Genomic DNA, 17,598 nt, shown 5'->3' with positions numbered 1-17,598 from the left:
GTCGACGCCGAAGTTAGCCTTCATGTTCTCCGGTCAGGGCTCGCATTACTTTCGAATGGGCGAGGGGCTCTACGCCCGGCACCCGACGTTCCGTCGCTGGATGGACCGCCTGGACGTCCTGGTGCGCGATCTCGCGGGGAGCTCGGTCGTCGAGGCGCTCTACCAGGAGGGCCGCGGCAAGGGGGACGTGTTCGATCGGACGCTGCTCACGCACCCGGCGCTCCTCATGATGGAGTACGCGCTCGCGGAGTCGCTGATCGAGGCCGGCGTCGTGCCGGACGTCGTGATCGGCGCCAGCCTGGGGACCGTCGCCGCCGCCTGCGTGGCCGGCTGCCTCGACGTCGAGGCAGCCCTGGAGATGACGATCCGGCACGCGCGGTCCCTGGAGGCCTGCTGCGAGCGAGGGGCCATGATCGCGGTGCTCGGGCCGACGAGCCTGTACGACGACGCCGGCTTGAGCCGTCACGGCGAGCTGGCGGCGGTCAATTTCGACGCGCATTTCGTCGTGGCCGCCACCATGCAGGGAGCAGCGGAGATCGAGAAGATCCTGCGCGTGAAGGACATCGTCTTCCAGCGTTTGGCGGTCTCGTTCGCCTTCCACTCGCGGTGGCTCGACGCCGCGGAGGCGCTCTTCAAGGAGCGATCGCGATCGATGCGCGCCCGTCCGGCGCGCCTGCCGCTGGTCTGCTGCGCGCGCACGAGGGCGATCGACACGTTCACGGCCGACCATGCGTGGTCCGTGGCCCGTGAGCCGATCCGCTTCTTCGAGACGATGAAGCGCCTCGAGGAGAGCGGACCCTATCGCTACGTGGACGTTGGTCCGTCGGGCACGCTGGCGACGTTCATGAAGTACATCCTCTCGAAGGGGGGCTCCCGATCCACGCATCACACGGTGCTGTCCCCGTTCGGCCGCGATTTCGAGCGTTTCACCGCTGCCGCCACCGAGCTCGGCGCGCGCCCCCCGCGCCCCGGCACGGACGAGCGCGCCGAGGCGCCGTCGCCTTCGGGCGCCGCCGCGGACGCGCGCGCCGCCGGGCCGTCGCCTCGGGGCTTCGAGGCGGCCTCGCGCCCTGCGGCGCCTGCGGGTGCGAGCTCGAGCGATCGCGCCGTGGGTTCTGAGCCATCCGGCGCGCCGGCGCGCGCCCCGAGCGACGGGCCGCGGCCGCTCCGCGCGGAGGCGAGCGGTGCGGCCGCCACGAACGGCGTGCACGCTGGCCCGCGGGCGACGGTCGCCTTCATGTTCCCTGGGCAGGGGTCGCAGAAGCGCGGAATGGGCGCGGGGCTCTTCGACTCGGTGCCCGAGTACGCGGCGGTCGAGCGGGAGGTCGACGCGTTGCTCGGCTACTCCATGCGCGCGCTCTGCCACGAGGATCCCGGCGGGCGCCTGAAGGAGACACAGTACACGCAGCCCGCGCTCTACGTCGTGAACGCGCTCCACTACTACGACGCGATCGCGCGAGGGCAGCGGCCGGACTACGTGGCCGGCCACAGCCTCGGCGAGTACAACGCCCTGCTCGCGGCGGGCGCCTTCGACCTCTTGACCGGGCTGCGCCTCGTGAAGAAGCGCGGCGAGCTGATGGCGGCGTCCGTGAGCGGAGGCATGGCCGCCGTGATCGGGATGGACGAAGGTCGCATCAAGCAGGTCCTCACGGAGAACGGGCTGGGTACGATCGACGTCGCGAACTTCAACTCTCCCTCGCAGATCGTCATCTCTGGCCCAGTCGCCGACATCGCCCGAGGCCACACGGTGTTCGAGGACGCTGGCGCGCGCACGTACGTGATATTGCCGGTCAGCGCCGCATTTCACTCGCGCTACGTCGAGGAGACGGGGCGCGCCTTCGCCGACTTCCTCGCTCCGATGAGGTTCGAGGCACTCCGGATCCCGGTCATCAGCAATGTCTCCGCGAGGCCCTACGAGGCGAAGGACCCATCAGCGACCATCAAGTCGCTGCTCGTCCAGCAGATCACCCGTCCCGTGCAGTGGGTGCAGAGCGTGAGCTTCCTGATGGCGCAGGGGGTGAAAGAGTTCAGGGAGATTGGCCCGGGGAACGTGCTGACGCGCCTCGTCCAGCAGATCGAGCGGCAGCCATCGGGGGCGTGAGCGGGCGGCGACGATCCGGAGACGCCCTGCCCGTTCCACCTGGCCGACGGGAGGACCGTCGCCAGAGGCATCTACCACTGCAAGCTGGAGTTCGGAGAGGATGGATACGTCGAAGTCGCGGACTCCATCACGGTTCATCGCTGCTTCGGGAACCGCTTCGGCAAGCTCGACAAGGCTTCTCGCACTGGGACCGGTGGCTCCTGCGGCTCGCGCTGGCGGAGCCGCGCGGTCTCGATGCGATCGCGTGTGAGCTCCGTGCGCGCGCGGCGAGTCGACGCGTCAGCGGTGAGGCCGCCGAGGCGTTGCCCGCGCAGGTGGTCGACCTGCGTGGCCGGCTCGCGCGCCTCGCGCTGCTCGGCCGCGTCGTCCCCGTGCGGCTGTGCGGTGGGGCTGCTCTCGTCATCAACGCACCAAGCGTAATCAACGCACCAAGCGTACGTGATGTCTCGTCGACCTGGCCGAGCTCTGAAGTCGGACGCAAACAGGTCGTAGGACCCGTCTCGACAGCGGATGGTGGCGTCCTCGCTCCCATTGCGGCGAGACGCTATCGAGTCGACAAGAAATGGCCGCCGTCCCCTATCTTCTTCTTGAACTTCATCGGTATCCCCCTCCTCGTCGATGCGCATTGCCCCGGGCCGCGAGCGTGTTGGTGCATCCGGGCCCCAGGCGGTGTACCTTCGCCGGGATCGCACGGCGGCAAGGCCGCACCAGACCCGGGAGACGACCATGGCCCGCACTGCGCCTGTACCGAACATCCCCGCCATCCCTGGAATGAACCCGGGCGTCTTCATCATGGGAGGGGGCGGGGCCGGTGGCGGGGGCGGTGGCGCTGGAGGAAGCGGCTCTGGCGGTAAACAGGGCGGCAATGGATCCAACGGCGGCAAGGACGCCAGCGGCGGTGGGAAGTCCGGGTGTGGCAGCGCAGGCGGCGACGGCGCCGGCTGCCCGAACCACCATGGCGGCAAGAAATCGGGAATGGCTGCGAAGGGCGACCCGGTCGACGTGGTGACGGGCCGGGTGTTCACGATTCCCGCCGTCGACCTCGAGCTTCCGGGACCGCTGCCGCTCTCGATCGTGCGATCCTACACCACCGCGGCGTTCGAGCGCGACGTCGGGCTGGGGTTCGGGTGGAGCCACTCGCTGGCGTGGGAGATCGAGGTGCGGCAGCGCATCCTCCGCGTCTGGACCGACGATGGGCCGGTCGATCTCGACACGATGCCCGTGGGCGCCGGCGTGGCGGGCCCCCACGGATGGGTCCTCGCCCGGGAGGAACGCGGCTTCGTCCTCGATACAGGCGACGGCCGCTGGTACGTGTTCGCCGAAGCGGCCGGGAAGCGGTTCCGGCTCACCGCGATCAAGGACCGATACAACAACGAGATCAGGCTCTCGTACCGCGAGGGCGTGCTCACCGAGATCACCGACAGCGTCGGCCGGATCGTCCGGGTCCGGCGGGCGCCCGACGGGCGCATCGGCGCGTTCGAGATCAAGAACGCGCGGGAGCGCGGTGTCTGGGTGCCCTTCGCGCAGTACAGCTACGACGCCGCCGGAGATCTCACGTCCGCGACCGACGCCGACGGATACACGACGCGCTACACGTACCAGGAACACCTCCTCACCTCCCATACGAGCCCTACAGGGCTCACGTTCTCATTCCGCTACGACGATCGGCGCCGTTGCGTCGAGACATGGGGCGCTTACGGCGATGGGCGTGACCGCAGCCTGGCGGAGGACGCGCCGACGCACCTGGCCGACGGGAGGACCGTCGCCAGAGGCATCTACCACTGCAAGCTGGAGTTCGGAGAGGGCGGATACGTCGAAGTCGCGGACTCCATCACGGTTCATCGCTACTTCGGGAATCGCTTCGGCAAGCTCGACAAGGCCGTGAGCGCCGGGGCCGTGTTCAGCCGGACGTACGACGAGCACGGGCACCTCAGGACGTTCGTCGATCCGGTCGGCGCCATGACCGTCTGGCAGCGGGATCGCCTCGGCCGCGAGCTCTCCATCACCGATCCGCTCGGTCGAATGACGAAAATCGAGCGCGATCCGGACGGGCACATCCGCCGAGCGATCGATCCGGCGGGCGGCATCACCGAGATCGGGCGGACGCCCGACGGGCTCATCTGGACCGACCCCCTCGGGGCGGTGTTCCAGGTGCGCCAGGACGCGCACGGGCGGCTCATCGAGACGGTGGCGCCGAACGGCGGCCGCACGACGTACCGCTATGACGATCTCGGGAACATGGTCGAGAAGACCGACGCGCTCGGGGGCAAGACGCAGCTCGCCTACGATTACTGGGGCCGGTGCCGCTCGATCCGGGACACGAGCGGCGCGGTGCTGTCGTACACCTATGACAATCGCGGCAACCTCACCGGCGTCCACCGGCCCGACGGCGGGACGACCCGCTACGAATACGACGGTATGGGGGACTGCACCGCGGTCCTCCAGCCAAACCAGCAGGTGACCCGGTTCGTGCGAGGCGGCTTCCACAAGCTCTGCGAGGTGCACAAGCCGAACGGAGAGATCACACGGTTCCGGTACAACCGTGAGGGGCGCCTCGTCGAGATCCAGAACGCGCTCGGGGAGCGCCACAGGATCGAGCTCGACGCCGCGGGGATGGTGACCAGCGAGCGTGGGTTCGACGGGCGCGTGTCTCGAACCAAGTACGATTACAATGGCCGGGTCATCTCCTTCCAGAACGCCGCGGGCGAGAGGACGGAGTACACGTACGACCTCGCCGGGCAGCTCGTCGCGCGCACCTTCGACGACGGCAGCGTCGAGAGGTTCACGTACGACGACCGCGGCGACGTGATCGCCGCCGAGAGCCCCGCCGGTTCGTTCACGTATGAGCGCAACGCCGTCGGCTGGGTCGTGTCCGAGACCCAGATCGTGGGAGGCGAGGCCGCGACCGTCCGGCGCACCTTCGATCTCATGGGTGATGTCGTCGAACGCACCACGTCGTTCGGTCACTCCGCCAGGTGGATTCGCAACGTCGGCGGGCTCGCGGAGAAGGTGATCCTCGACGGAAGAGACGAGGTCCGGGTCGCTTACGACGCCGCGGGGCGTGAGGTCTGCCGCGCGCTGCCGCGAGGCGGCCGGATCGAGAGCGCGTGGGACCTGATGGATCGCCTCGTCGAACGGCGCGTCTGCGCGCCGTCGAGCCGCGTGCACGTCGGGCCGAACGAACCGGAATGGGTGGGCCCGGCCCCGGCGTCGGTGACGGTGCACCAGGCGTACCGATACTCGCCTGCGTCGGAGCTCGTCGAGGCGTGGGACCAGGCGTACGGCACGCGCCGCTTCGAGTACGACCCTGCGAGCCAGATCCTGGCGAACGTCCCGGAGCACGAGCGCGCCGAGCTCTTTCGCTACGACGCCTGCGGGAACGTGTTCGACGTCGCGGCTGGCAAGAAGGATCGCTCGTACGGTCCTGGCAATCGTCTGCTCAGGAAGGGCGACACCGAGCTCCTCTGGGACGACGACGCGCGCCTCAAGGAGACGCGGGCCAGGACCCCCGCCGGAGCGCTCGAGGTCACCCAATACACATGGGACGCGCGTGGGCTCTTGCAGTCGGTGGAGCGCGCCGATGGCACCGTCGTGGAGTTCTCGTACGATCCTGACGCCCGGCGCGTCGCCAAGCGGGTCTCCCGGCGGCTCTCGACCGGCGAGCTGCGGCCGGAGAGCGCGACGAGGTTCGTCTGGGATGGCGCCGAGCTCGTGCACGAGATCCGGCAGGTCACCGGCGACGCGGCTGCCCACGCCGTGCCGACCGTGGATGCGCGCACCTACGTCTTCGAGGCCGGCGCGCCGTGGGCGCAGCGCGCCGGGGAGGGCGAGTGGTATCATTACCTGAACGACGAGATCGGCACGCCGGAGCGGCTCGTCGGCCCCGATGGCGCCGTCGCTTGCGAGCTGCGGCGGAGCGCCTGGGGAAAGGTTGAGCCCGCGCGCAACGCGTTGGCGCCGGTGTCGACGCCGATCCGCTTTCGCGGGCAGTACTGGGACGAGGAGATCGGCCTCTGCTACAATCGCAACCGCTACTACGATCCCGAGGCGGGTCGCTATATCAGCGCCGATCCGATCGGGGTCCTCGGCGGTCTGAACGGCTTCGCCTACGCGGAGAACCAGCCGACGCGGCTCGTCGATCCGGACGGGCTCATGGCCAAGGCCGGGACCGAGATCGAGACCGCCGGCGGCAAGACGCACCACGGATCGAGCACGTTCGGGGGCGCGCTCGACCCCGCGCTCCAGACCGCTGTCGCCGATGCCCACAAGAAGTTCGACGACGGCAAGGTGGCGGGGCCGGCGCCATCGAGCGCCGGCCACTGCGCCGAGATCGATGCATTGAACAACCTGGCGAAGGACATCCGGCAGGACCGCAAGCAGAACGGTAAGACATTGAAAGACCCCGCGGCCGAAGACATCGAGATCAGGAAGGAGCTGCAGAAACAGGTGAAGGAGGGCAAGATGACGACGACGGACAGGCGCGGTAAGCTCATGGATCCATGCAAGTTCTGCGCGCAGGTCCTGCGTGAGCTCGGCCTTCACCCGGCGAACAACGGCGGTACTGGCAAGAAGAACGGTGTCATCGGCTCGGATGGCAAGGCGTGGAACGGCAATGTATGGCTAGCGGGACGCTCCGTGCCGTTCAGGACTGCTCCCTCGAGCACACCGCCCTTCGAAGGGACATGAGCCCTCCTTCGCGAGCACCGGATGCGCCGGCCGCTGGCCCGGCGGCGGCGGAGCGCGGCGTCCTCGACTTCTGGCGCGAGGTCGAGCGCTGCCGCAGCGCCCCCCTCGGCGGGAGAGCGCGCGCTGGCGCCGTGGCGGGCCTCGAAGCGTGGCTGGAGCATGGCGGTGCGCGCGTGGCGCTGCTCGGGCCGAGCGGGCGCGGCAAGTCGATGCTGCTGGGCGCGTGGGCGCTGGAACTGGCCCGTGCGGGCCGGTACGAGGTAGCGTTCGTCCCCGTGAGCCGCCGGTTCGGTACGGCGCTGGAGTCCACGGCGCTGAACCTCCTCTATGCTCGCGTGGCTCTGTTCCTCAGGACGCCGCGGCGCATCGGCGAACGGGCGCACGGGGTCGAGGAGATGCGGCGCGACCTCGCGATCATGCTCGAGGAGGGCCGCCCGCCCGGAAGCAGGCCGCTCATCGTGATTCTCGACGGGTTTGACGAGGGCGCCTCCTGGACCCTCGATGCAGCGCAGCGATTCCTGCGAGACCTCGGCCCCGGCGTGCGCGCCGTGCTGTCGGCGCGCTCGAGCGAGGCGCTCCGAGGGCTCCGGGAGGGGACGGAGGTGGTCGCGCTGCCGCCGATCGAGGTCGACGAGGTCGCGGAGGCGATTGGGCGGAGGCTTGGCGAGCTGCCGGCCAGCGTGAAGGACGATGTCGCACGGGTGAGCGGCGGGGACCGGCTGCTCGTGGAGGCGCTGATCGAGGTACTCGCGCGGGATGCCGCGGCTGTGGGAACGGCGCTCGCGAGCGCTCCCGCCGGAGCTCCGGGCGTCCTGGATCTCTGCGCCGGCGGCACGATCCGCCCCATATTGCCATGGCTTGCAGGCGCGCTCGCGCCGATCGAGGTGGAGGAGCTCCTCGCGATCTCGACGGTGAACGGCGGCGCCTGGAACGAGCCGAGCGGACTGCTCGTCGCCGCCGGAGAGCCGGGCCTCGCGCTCCGTCACCCGGCCTGGGCCGAGGCCATCGAAGGGCGGCTCGCGCCGCATGAGCGCGCGGGGATCGATCACCGGTTCGCCGACCACGGGAAGCGCGCGTTCGCGTCGGGTACGGTCTCCGACTACGTATGCCGGAACTGGCGCGCTCACCTGGAGCGGGTCGGCGCGAGCCTCGCAGAGCGGATCGTGCTGGCCTCGAGGGCGTGGCTCGACGTGTGGAGGACACGCCCGGATGGCTCGTCCGGGTTCATCGCCGACGTGGACGCGACGGCGGCGTGCGCGGCGAGCCTTCTGGTCGATGCCGCGGCCGGAGGCGATGTCGTGGCGGTGCTGGCCGCGCGGATCCGCTGCCTGCTCGTCACGAGCTCCGTGCGGGAGATCCTTGGCTTCGAGGAGACGCGGCGTGTGCTGGCTGCGCAGGCCGCGCAGGAGGACGAGGAGGAAGAGGAAGGGGCCCAGGGCGGCGAGGGCTCCGCCGGACCCCACATCGAGATGCCGCGCGTGGGCGAGGACATCCTGGATGCTGGACGGCCGATCGCCGACGCCGCGGAGCGCGCCGGTGCCCTGATCCGGCTGGCGCACGAGCTGCCCGACGCCGAGCGCGCCGTCGTGCTCGGCTGGGCGCTCGAGGCCGCCAGCGAGGAGCACGCCGAGGGGGGCGCGCTCGCCGCCTTGGCGCACGCGCTCGACGGGCAGGCGCGCGTGACGGCCGCGTGCGAGGCAGCGGCGCGGCTCGGTCGCGAGCGGACCAGGGAGAGCCGGCTCGCGCGCGTGTCCCTGGCGGCGCTGCTGCCCGAGGACGAGGCGCGCGACCTCGGTCGCGAGGCGTTTGCCGAGGTCCCGGCCGACGAGAGGAGCAACGAGCTGCCGCTGCTCTCGGAGGCCGCCGCGCGATGGTCTCCCGCGGCGGTGCGCGGGCTCTGGGCATGGTCCGAGGCGCTGCCCCCCTCGGATCGGCACCTGGTCCTCGCTCGCCTCGCTTCAGGGCTGCCCGCGGAGGAGCGGGAGGCGGGCGTGTCGGAGGCGCTGGGGCTGGCGCTGTCGCTGCTCGAGAGCGAGGCGCTTCCGCCGGACGCGTGCTGGAGCATCTGCGCGCTCGCGCCGCACGCACCTGCCGGCGCCGCGTCTGCGCTGGTCCAGGCGTGCGCGGCTGCGGCCGGCTTCCGCCTCCCGGTGGTGAAGGCCGTCGCCGCGCGCCTCTGCGATCTGGGGCGCGTGGAGGATGCGCTCGCGCTGGTGGAAACGCTGCCCGAGCCGTCGGACCGGATCGAGGCGCGATCCGCCCTGCTCGCGCACCTGCCCGCCGCGGTCCGCGAGGCCGCCTGGGCCCAGCTGTCGGGCGATCTGCGGGCGAGCGACGGCGCGCGCCTGCTCTTCGAGCGGAACGCCGCTGCGTGGACCCGGGCTGTCGGGGCCGATGCGGTCCTCGACCTGTCACGCGAGATCGGCGCCCCGTGGTCAGACCTGGTCGCGATCGCCGTGGCCTCGCCGGACCACGCGCCGGCGATTGCGCGCGATCTGGTCGAGCGCGCTCTGGAGCAACCGAGCGACGAGGACGAGGCGCTCTTCGCGCTGCTCCCGCTGGCCGCGTCGATGACCGAGCCGCACGCACGCCGCGTCTGCCAGAGACTCCTGAACGAGCTCGGCTGGAAGCCGCGGCCCGATCTCCTCGACGACTGGACGAAGGACGACCTCGGGCACCTGGCGCCGTTGTTCGCCCGCGTCGCTGGACCGCAGGGCGTCGCCGCGGTGGCCCGGGAGATCGTCGACGTTTGCCGGTGGCTGCCCTGAGCGTTCGTGGAGAGATGGCGGGCGCGGCGCCTGGAGTTCTTCCGGAGCTCCGTGATCCTGGCGGTCCATGAGATCCCGGGCACCGCGACACACAAGCGGTCGTGATGCGCCGACGGGAGCGTTGCGCAACAGCGCAATCCGTTGCGGATCATGACAGGGCATTGCCCCGTCGCGGCGCTGTCGCCGCACGTCGACAGGCCGTGGAAGCGATTCGATGCGGCCGCGACGGAGCGCCAGGGGTTCCGCGGCTCGCGGGCGAGCGCGCAGGCCGACCAGCGCCATGCGGCGCCGACCGAGGCCGAGCGGAGCGCGGCGAGCACCGACAGCGACGACCGACGGCGCGCGTTCGAGCAGTGGAACGCGGGCGCCGCCGGGCTCTCGGAGGATGGAGAGACGCCATCGCCCACCGAGGCGCGCTGGCTGTATGCGCAGCTCTTTCCGGCGCCCGAGGGGCTTCGCTTCATCACGCGGCGGCCCCGGGTCCAGTGGGCCGCGATGGCGCAGCGGATGAAGACGCTGGAGAAGGAGCGCGCGCGGGGGGTGATCGAGGGGTTCGGCGGGACCCGGCATCACCGGCAGCTCGTCGCGGCCCACGCGCGCTTCGGCGAGGCTTACGGCTTCACGAACGTGGTCCTCGCAAAGGAAGGTGCGCCGACGGCCGGCCGGCCGCAGTGGAGCGCCGCCCGGGATGCGCTGCGGAGCATGATCCAGAAGATCGAGAGCCACGCCGACCCGGAGTTCCCGGGGAGCGAGGCGCTCGCCGCGTTCCTGCTGGCGCCCTACGTCGAGATGGTCGACGACCTCGCGAAGCCCCGTCGAAGAGCCTCCGCGACAAAGCCCGAAGCCGTCTCGACGCCACCGCTCGGGGCGGGCGGGACGCCGTGAACCCATCCGGGTGAGCCGGCTCCTCCACGCGGGAGACGAGGTGCACTCGTCTCCCGGTGGACGTGACTCCAGCAAAAGACGAGTGGCACTCGTCTCCCGGTGCACGTGGCTCCAAGAAAAGATGGGTGGCAGCCATCTCCCGGTGGACGTGGCTCCAGGAAAAGATGGGTGGCACCCATCTCCGCGGTGGAGAGGCCGCCCTCCGGACCCGCGATCCCTTTGGCCAGGCCGCGGACCTCGACCTGTCCACCCGACCAGGCGCAGTGCGGGGTGACGCAGCGCACCTCGATCTGGGTGGGCGCGTCGTCGTCCGAGTTGCCCCAGGGCGCCGTGACGTCGATCGTCCTCGTACCCGGCGCGAGCAGCACGCTGATGCCGATGGACGCAGGCAGGAGGACCTTTCGCTTGGAGACCTCCTCGGGCTGCGTGGCGTCGTCCCCGTCGCCGCTGTCGCCAGGGGCTTCGAGCTCGTCGTCGGCCTCGGGATCGGAGCGCGCGGCCTCTCCGCCCTCGAATGGAACGAGGAAGCCTGTGAGGTACCAGCTGGACGGCGACTCAACCAGGGCCTCTTCGGGCTCGGTGGGGCCGATGAGGTCGTCACGCAGCACGTCGACGAGGCGATCCCGAACATCCACCGGATCCATCACGGGGCGCTCCTCCTGATGATCTCGACGCTATCGCGGAGATCGGGCTGGTCACAAGGGCGCCGCTGCTCGGGGAGGAGCGGGCAGAGATCCAGCGCCGCCTCGCGGAGCCACTCCCTCAGCCGCTCTCGCTCGTGGTCATCGGCGCCTGCGATGCGCCGCTCCAGCGCCCGCACGAGGGCCTCCTGATCGGGCTGTCCCAGCGCGTAGCGGTACAGCGCGAGGGCGTCCTCGAGCTCGGCCAGGCGGCGCTCCTGCTCCGAGAAGCTTGGCCGCACGATCGTGTGCCGGATCCTCGCTCCGTCGAAGTCCCACCAGGGGACGAGGCCCCCGGCCGACTCCCGGTCGCGAAAGCGCTCGGCGAGCAGGTGCCAGGGGCTGCGATCCCGCGCGAGCTCCCCGATCCGGGCCGCGAGCGCCTGACGCACCGAGAGGCCACCATAGCGGGCGACCCGCCCTTCGCGCTGCTCGAGATCGACCGGATTGCTCGGCAGATCCCAGTGGACGACGTGCCCGCAGTAGCGGTGAAAGTCGAGCCCTTCTTGCCCGATCGACGTCGTGACCAGCGCCATCGGGCGGAAGGGCGAATTGAACGCCTCGCGCACGGTGTCGCTGCGGAGGCGCTCGCCGGAGTCGGCGCTGGCCTCGCTCGACGTCAGGCCGAAGGGCAGCGCGGCGTGGCAGCGCAACGGCAGCTTGGTCCGCTTCGGCCCGAGACCGTCGACCTCGAGGCGCACACCGCGGATGGCGAGCACGTTCCCGAGCTCGGAGAGCGCCTTTTCGTCGCCTTCACCGCTCGGTGAGCGGTGCCCGAGGCCCTGCAAGCTCACCAGGTACTCGTCGAGGACCGCCTCCAGGTTCCCGTCCCACACCGCCCGGCGGAGCGCGCCCGGGTACGGCTGCGTCGCGGCCCGCCGCTTCCACGCTGGTCTCCGCGCGGCCTGGGCGGCCAGGATCCTGTGCCACTCGGGCGCGTCCAGGTACGTGCGCAGCGCGACCAGCGTGATTCGCGCCACGCGTGCGATGCTTGCGGCTGGATCCTGCGCCGCACCGAACACCCTCGTCCTGGCCCGCCAGAGCACCATCCCCGGCGCCGTGAGCGCGTGCTCCGCGAGGTCGTCGAGCTCCGCCGGCGAAGGTACGCCCTCGATCTTGCCGTAGGGCGCCTCGAGGAGGTGCGCACACGCCGTCGCCACGCCGCGATGCTCTGCGCGCAGCTCGTCCGCCGCTTGCTCGATGCCCTCTCGCAGCGCCTCCCAGGTGGGCGCCGTGCGCTCCAAGTGCAGCGCCCACTTCCAGGCCGGCTCACGCCGCTCCCTCGCGTCGTCGACGTCGAGGATCTCTTCGAGTCGCGCCCTGACTCGCTCGCGCGCCGTCGCTAGGACCATCTCGTGCGCCGCCTCGAAGGTCAGCGGGTCGCCCAGCTCCGCAAGTCGTGGCAGCGGCAAGAACATCAGCAGCAGCCGGAGATCGTGCCCTCTGGAGGCCCCGAAGGTGAACGCAGGCGGCGGCGGACGGAGCAGCTCCTGTCGACCTTTGGCGCGTGCTCGCCCCTTCCGCGCCTTGCGCGCGTCCGAGCGGTGGCGCATCCAGTAACCGAAACGACGACCGCCCTCGGGTTGGAAGGCGGCGCGCTCGGCCTCGTAGCTGAGGAGCGTCGCGAGCGCGCGCGGGACAGCGCGAAAGCGCGAGAAGATCAGCGCCTTCGAGGGGTTCGCAGCACCGGCCGCCACATCTCGGAAGATGCCGCCGAGCGGCCACCACGGACGGGAAGGCGGCATCCAGGGCAGGGCGAGCACCTGCTGCGGCATCGCGTCGAGGAGCGCCCGGAGCTTCGGGTTCGGGTGCTCCGCGTGCGAGTAGTCACAAAGCCGCTTCCGACTGAGGCGGACCTCTGGCGACGGGGCAGTGGCCTGCGTCAGGTCCGCGTGGCGGCTGGCAACGTAGTCGTGCCGCATCATCTGGATCGGGTAAGGGATGGAGGACCAGAGCGGCTCGACCATGTGGTGATCCTCCGGGCGCACGCAGGCTGCGAAGTGCCGGAAGACCGCGAGATCCCGTGCTTCGACCGGGGCTGTCCTCGGCGCCGACCGCTCGCGTGACAGCTCTGCGCGCATCAGGGCACGCCGCTCGGTGCGGGCCATCACTCGCTTGAGCTTCTGCTCGATGCGCTGCCGCACGGCGTGCACAGCCTCGGAGCCGGGCGGATCGCGGATGATGCGCTCTCGATAGAGCTGGAAATCTTCCTGCAGCTGCGGCAGCTCCTTCGCGGCCGAGTCGCCGTGCAGAAAGCGAAGCAAATCGAAGAGCTCCTCGTGGTGCCGGCCGCCGTCGCGGAAACGCGCATACATCCGGTACGGTGTCGCCGACAACAGCAGGACGGCGGGCCGCACCGCTGGATCCGCCTCGTGACGCAGCATCGTCCGGACGACATGGTGGGCCTCCTCGATGCGATCGTCGTCTTCGTCTTGCTCGTCCGTCTCGTCGTCTGCGTCGATGGGGAGCACCTCGAAGAAGCGTTGGAACTCGTCGAAGATCACCAGATCGGGGGCCAGCTGCTCGACCACGGCGAGCGTCATGGCGCGGCGCAGGAGCTCGATGGTGTCGCGGTGTTGCACTGTCTCCTCGAACCGGGCGCGGAGCAGCTTCTGGATGGTTCCACGCCAGGCATGCGGACTGCGGTTCAGCGCCTGCGCTAGATGAGCGCGGAAGCGGCTCAGGTAGCCGACTCCGCGCTCGGGCCATTGCATCTTGTTCCAGGCGTGGCGCCAGGATCCGAGGCCCGCCTGGCCTCGCATCGCGTCGACGAATCCATCGCATTCCGGGAGATCCGGCCAGATCTGCTCGAGCGCCTTCCCGATCAGGACACGCTCGGCCAGCCTGCCAGTGCCTGCCTGGAACGAGGTTCCAGGGGTCAGCGAATAGAGGTGAAAGGGCGCGTCCGGCGGCGCCTCGAGACCGGGGATCTCCGTCAAACGACCCACCGGCACCCCCGCCGCTTCCCGCTGCTCCTCGGTCGGCAGCACGTCGAGCAGTCGTGTCGTGTTCTGGCTGGCGATGCCGAGGCTCGAGCACACGTAGAAGACCCGGAGCACCCGCCCCTCGGCGCTGGCGTCCGCGCACAGATCCTCGATCACGCCCTGGGCGATCAGCGTCTTGCCCAGCCCGACCTCGTCGGCGACGAGGAAGCGCCGCGAGCCCTTGCGGTCGCGGAGCCGTGCGAGCGCGTGATCGACCGTGGCTTGCTGAAACGCCTTTCGCTTGGTCGTGCTCATCGGCCGTAGGCCTCCTCGATGGCCTGCCACGCCGTCCAGAGCTCGTTGAGCCGGGGATCGCCCTCGTCCGTCGCCGCCGCGCGGTACTGCTCGATGGCCTTGCCCAGGATGGCGACCGTCTCCTTCGGGTTCCTTGCCAGAGCGCGCAGGATCGTCTCGATGCGAAGCTCTTCCGTGGGGGAGCTCGACGAGCCATCCCCGCGGTAGGACGGGCCGGCGTGCGCCTCGCCGGGTGGCTCGTCGGGGCCGTCTCCCGCGGCCGGATCGAGGTAGCCGCGCAGGTATTCGAGGAACTGCCGCGGGCCGAGCACGCGGCGGAGCAGCGCGCCGTCGCGCTGATCGTCGAGCTTCGGCTCGAGCGTGACGTGCTGCACCCAGGCGCGCTCCAGCGCCTCCGGGCCGGCTCCCGCGCGCAGCGCGAAGATCAAGAACGCGGTTCGCTCCGCCGGATCGCAGGCCGGCATGGCCATGGCGCACGCCTGCGGGGCCCAGGGCGACGTCACCTTCGGCTGCGACAGCCGCGCGATGCGCAGGTCGAGCTGGCCCGGCGCCCGGGGCAGCGGGGGCGCATCGGCTTCGAGGCGCGCTTCCTCCGCACCGTGCTCCTGGAGCGTGTAGCGCCGCGCGGCCACGTAGCGATGGGCGTCGTCGAGGGCCTTGATCTCCGTATCGGGGCCGGCCGCCGGCTTGCTCGGCGCGTGATACTCGCAGGACCTCTCCGCGGACCAGTCCCACAGCGCGTCGGCCAGGGTGGGGTTGCCGGAGAGCAGCAGCCAGGCCTCGGCGCTGGCGCCGAGCCAGCCGGGGCGCGTGAGGTTGGCGCTGCCGATCAGCACGTGGGCGCGGCGCCGGTGCCACACCGCGACGACCTTCGCGTGCAGCCCGCGGGGCTCCTCGGCGACCTCGGGATCTTCCCGGGCGGCCGTCTCGGCCGCCTCCGCCGCTGGCTCGCTGCGAAGCACGACCGGCTCGTCCCGGGCGATCTCCATGCAGCGCGGATCGAGCTTGTCCAGTGCCGCGTGCTGCTGCCTGCGCGCGATCTGGTCAAGCGCCTCGGTCCCGGACACGAGCCGGCGCTCCGGGGCATCTCCCCAGCGCGCCGCGACCTGCTTGACGCTGTCGGCGTCCAGGAACGGCGAGAGCACGAGCACGCGCCGGGCGTCCTCCGGCAGCGAGAGCAGCGCCGTCTCCGACCAGTCCATGCGCCTTCGCCCGTGGAACCCGAAGCGCGCCTCGCTCACCCCGGGCGGCAGCGCCCAGGACACGGAGCCCAGATCGCGGAAGCGCTCGGCGAAGCTCCTGGTCCCGCCCGCCTCACAGACGAAGCGCACGAAGTCCACGAGCTCGTCGTGGCCATCGAGCCCCGCCGCCTTACCGACGTACCCCTCCAGCGCCACGCCGAGATCCCACGACGCGTCACGGGTCAGGTTACGGGATCCGACCACGAGCACGTAGCGCACGTCGCCCGTCTCCTCGCCGGCGGGGCGCTGTCGCACGACCCAGACCTTGGGGTGGAACGAGCCCCCGGTGAGCGGCAGGCTCACAGGCCGGACGACGCGATCCAAGAGAGGGAGCACGCCGGGATGGGTGCCCGGGCGCCAGTGGATGCACCCCTGCTGCACCACCACCCGGACGTTGTCCGAGAGCCGGTTCATCGCGCGCAGAGCAGCCGTCAAGCTGAAGTCCGCCGTGTCGCACGCGGCGCCGTCGAGCGCGACCAGCGCGGCGACGCAGGTGATCAGGTCCAGGGAAAACGACGTCCCCAGCGCGCAATCGGTGACGTAGCCCGCCGGCGGGCGGAGCCAGTCCAGGAGCGCGAGGGAGGACGCGCGCGCTCGCCGCTCGCCGCCCTCGGAGTCGCTCATGCGAAGAGCCCTCCGTGCAGGTCCAGGAGCAGCTGCCGCGCGACCTGGTACCGGAAGTCCAGCCCGCGCGCCCTGACCGTCCCGGCGTCGAAGCCCTCGCGCCGTGTGAGCCCGTCTCGCTCCGGCAAGCGCGCGCGCGCCCGCTTCCGGCGTCGCTCGATCCGGGTGAACAGCTCGCGCGTGCTCGAGTCGAGCAGCAGGGCATCGACCTGCTTGGCCCTCTTGATGGCCTGAAGGCGGGACTGAACGTGCTCGAGGAGCAAGCGGAGATCGCCGGGCAGGTGGATGTCGCCGGCCAGCCCCGCGAGGTCGAGCGCCGCGGCCTCGTCCACGGTCGTCTTCCCGTCACCCGACCAGCATTTGTACAGGCCATTCCGGTAGCCGAAGACATCGTCGGGCGTCGGCCGCCCGGCCCGTCGCAGGTCGATCTCCCGTTGCCCCTCGACGAGCGCCGCGTAGATGGCGCGCACCATCTCGGCGATCGCCGACGCTCCCCGGGTCCGCTCCACGGCTTGGACGACCGAGGCCGTCCTCTCTCCGTGGCCGCCGTTCCGCTCGTCCAGCGCGCGGGCGGCATCGAGCATGAAGGCGTCGTCCCAGAGCCGGTCGCTCGTGGGCCGCCGGCTCTTCTTCAGCATCGAGGCTGCCATGCCGAGCAGGCAACCGGGCTGGGACGCCACGAGTCGATCGCGCAGGAACTGGGCCTCTTCCGGCTCCAGCGAGAAGCGCACCTCGTGATCCTCGTTCATCCACCACTTCGGCACGCCCGGCACGTCGAAGCAGCCGAGCGGCGGTTGATCGAGATCCTCGTCGCCGCGGCGGATGTCGTCGCGGCGCAGGATCCGGCGCCGATCCCAGCGGGCGAGGAGCTGCGCGCGGGAGGCGCTGCCGTCGTAAAGGCGGAAGGTGCGGAGCGCGGTCCAGTAAGCGACGTCGGGCGGCTGCACGGGCGGGCGCGGATAGACCTCGCCGCCGATGATCCCGTTGCCCCTCTCGGTCTCGCGGAGGCGGCTGATGAGCCAGGCATCGGCGTTCTCCTTCAGGGCGCCGGCGTTCTCCGGGCTCGAGCGGCGGCTCGCCACCCAGAGGTAGGTCCACGGGACGAAGAGCAGGTAGCGGGCGCGGGTCTGCAGGACCGAGGTGCCCGGGAAGAAGGCGTCGGCGTAACCGGCGTGGAGCGCGCCGACGCCCATCTCGTCGAGCACGCCCTTCTCTTGCCCCTCCAGCTCCGCGCGCATGGTGCGGAGGGCGGCGGGGGAGAGATCGATCCAGCCGACGGTGCTCGTGAGGGCGGCCAAGCTAGTGGTCACTACTAGACGCGGGCGCGCGGGGGGCTGTCAAGGCGTGCCGGACGCTCGGAGCCGCCTCCTTCGA

The 17,598-nt window shown here is 70.9% G+C and carries 7 protein-coding genes; 4 read left to right on the top strand and 3 right to left on the bottom strand.

Annotated features, from left to right (window positions below; translation table 11 throughout):
- The first annotated feature begins 22 nt into the window (after window positions 1-22).
- From fabD to ACSRUE_RS31825, 4 genes are all read left to right on the top strand, one after another.
- Window positions 23-2,101: an ACP S-malonyltransferase gene (gene fabD / locus ACSRUE_RS31840; RefSeq protein WP_441286882.1), complete on the top strand. Its 2,079-nt coding sequence runs from the start codon at window positions 23-25 to the stop codon at window positions 2,099-2,101.
- Window positions 2,102-2,827: 726 nt separating this feature from the next.
- Window positions 2,828-6,787, top strand: coding sequence for an RHS repeat-associated core domain-containing protein (locus ACSRUE_RS31835; protein ID WP_441286881.1), 3,960 nt, complete (start codon window positions 2,828-2,830; stop codon window positions 6,785-6,787).
- Window positions 6,784-9,555 (top strand): hypothetical protein, encoded by a 2,772-nt coding sequence (locus ACSRUE_RS31830; protein ID WP_441286880.1) that lies wholly within the window; start codon window positions 6,784-6,786, stop codon window positions 9,553-9,555. Before ACSRUE_RS31835 ends, ACSRUE_RS31830 begins: the two co-directional genes overlap by 4 nt.
- 150 nt (window positions 9,556-9,705) lie before the next feature.
- Window positions 9,706-10,440 (top strand): hypothetical protein, encoded by a 735-nt coding sequence (locus ACSRUE_RS31825; RefSeq protein WP_441286879.1) that lies wholly within the window; start codon window positions 9,706-9,708, stop codon window positions 10,438-10,440.
- 643 nt (window positions 10,441-11,083) lie between these two features.
- On the opposite strand, the gene ACSRUE_RS31820 is transcribed toward ACSRUE_RS31825, so the two are convergent.
- Genes ACSRUE_RS31820 through ACSRUE_RS31810 form a run of 3 tightly spaced genes read right to left on the bottom strand, consistent with a single transcriptional unit; the run spans window position 11,084 to window position 17,522 of the window.
- Complete coding sequence (locus ACSRUE_RS31820) at window positions 11,084-14,359, bottom strand: DEAD/DEAH box helicase (RefSeq protein WP_441286878.1); 3,276 nt, start codon at window positions 14,357-14,359, stop codon at window positions 11,084-11,086.
- Window positions 14,356-16,224 carry a phospholipase D family protein gene (locus tag ACSRUE_RS31815; RefSeq protein ID WP_441286877.1) on the bottom strand — a complete coding sequence of 623 codons (1,869 nt, stop codon included), beginning with the start codon at window positions 16,222-16,224 and terminating at the stop codon, window positions 14,356-14,358. The genes ACSRUE_RS31820 and ACSRUE_RS31815 overlap by 4 nt, the downstream gene beginning before the upstream one ends.
- Window positions 16,221-17,522 (bottom strand): DUF6361 family protein, encoded by a 1,302-nt coding sequence (locus ACSRUE_RS31810; RefSeq protein ID WP_441286876.1) that lies wholly within the window; start codon window positions 17,520-17,522, stop codon window positions 16,221-16,223. The genes ACSRUE_RS31815 and ACSRUE_RS31810 overlap by 4 nt, the downstream gene beginning before the upstream one ends.
- Between the last annotated feature and the right edge of the window lie 76 nt (window positions 17,523-17,598).

The organism is Sorangium sp. KYC3313, from assembly GCF_052075895.1.
GTDB classification, from domain to species: domain Bacteria; phylum Myxococcota_A; class Polyangia; order Polyangiales; family Polyangiaceae; genus Sorangium; species Sorangium cellulosum_B.
Note: the sequence above shows the minus strand (reverse complement) of the source record. Positions and strands in the feature narration are given on the sequence as shown.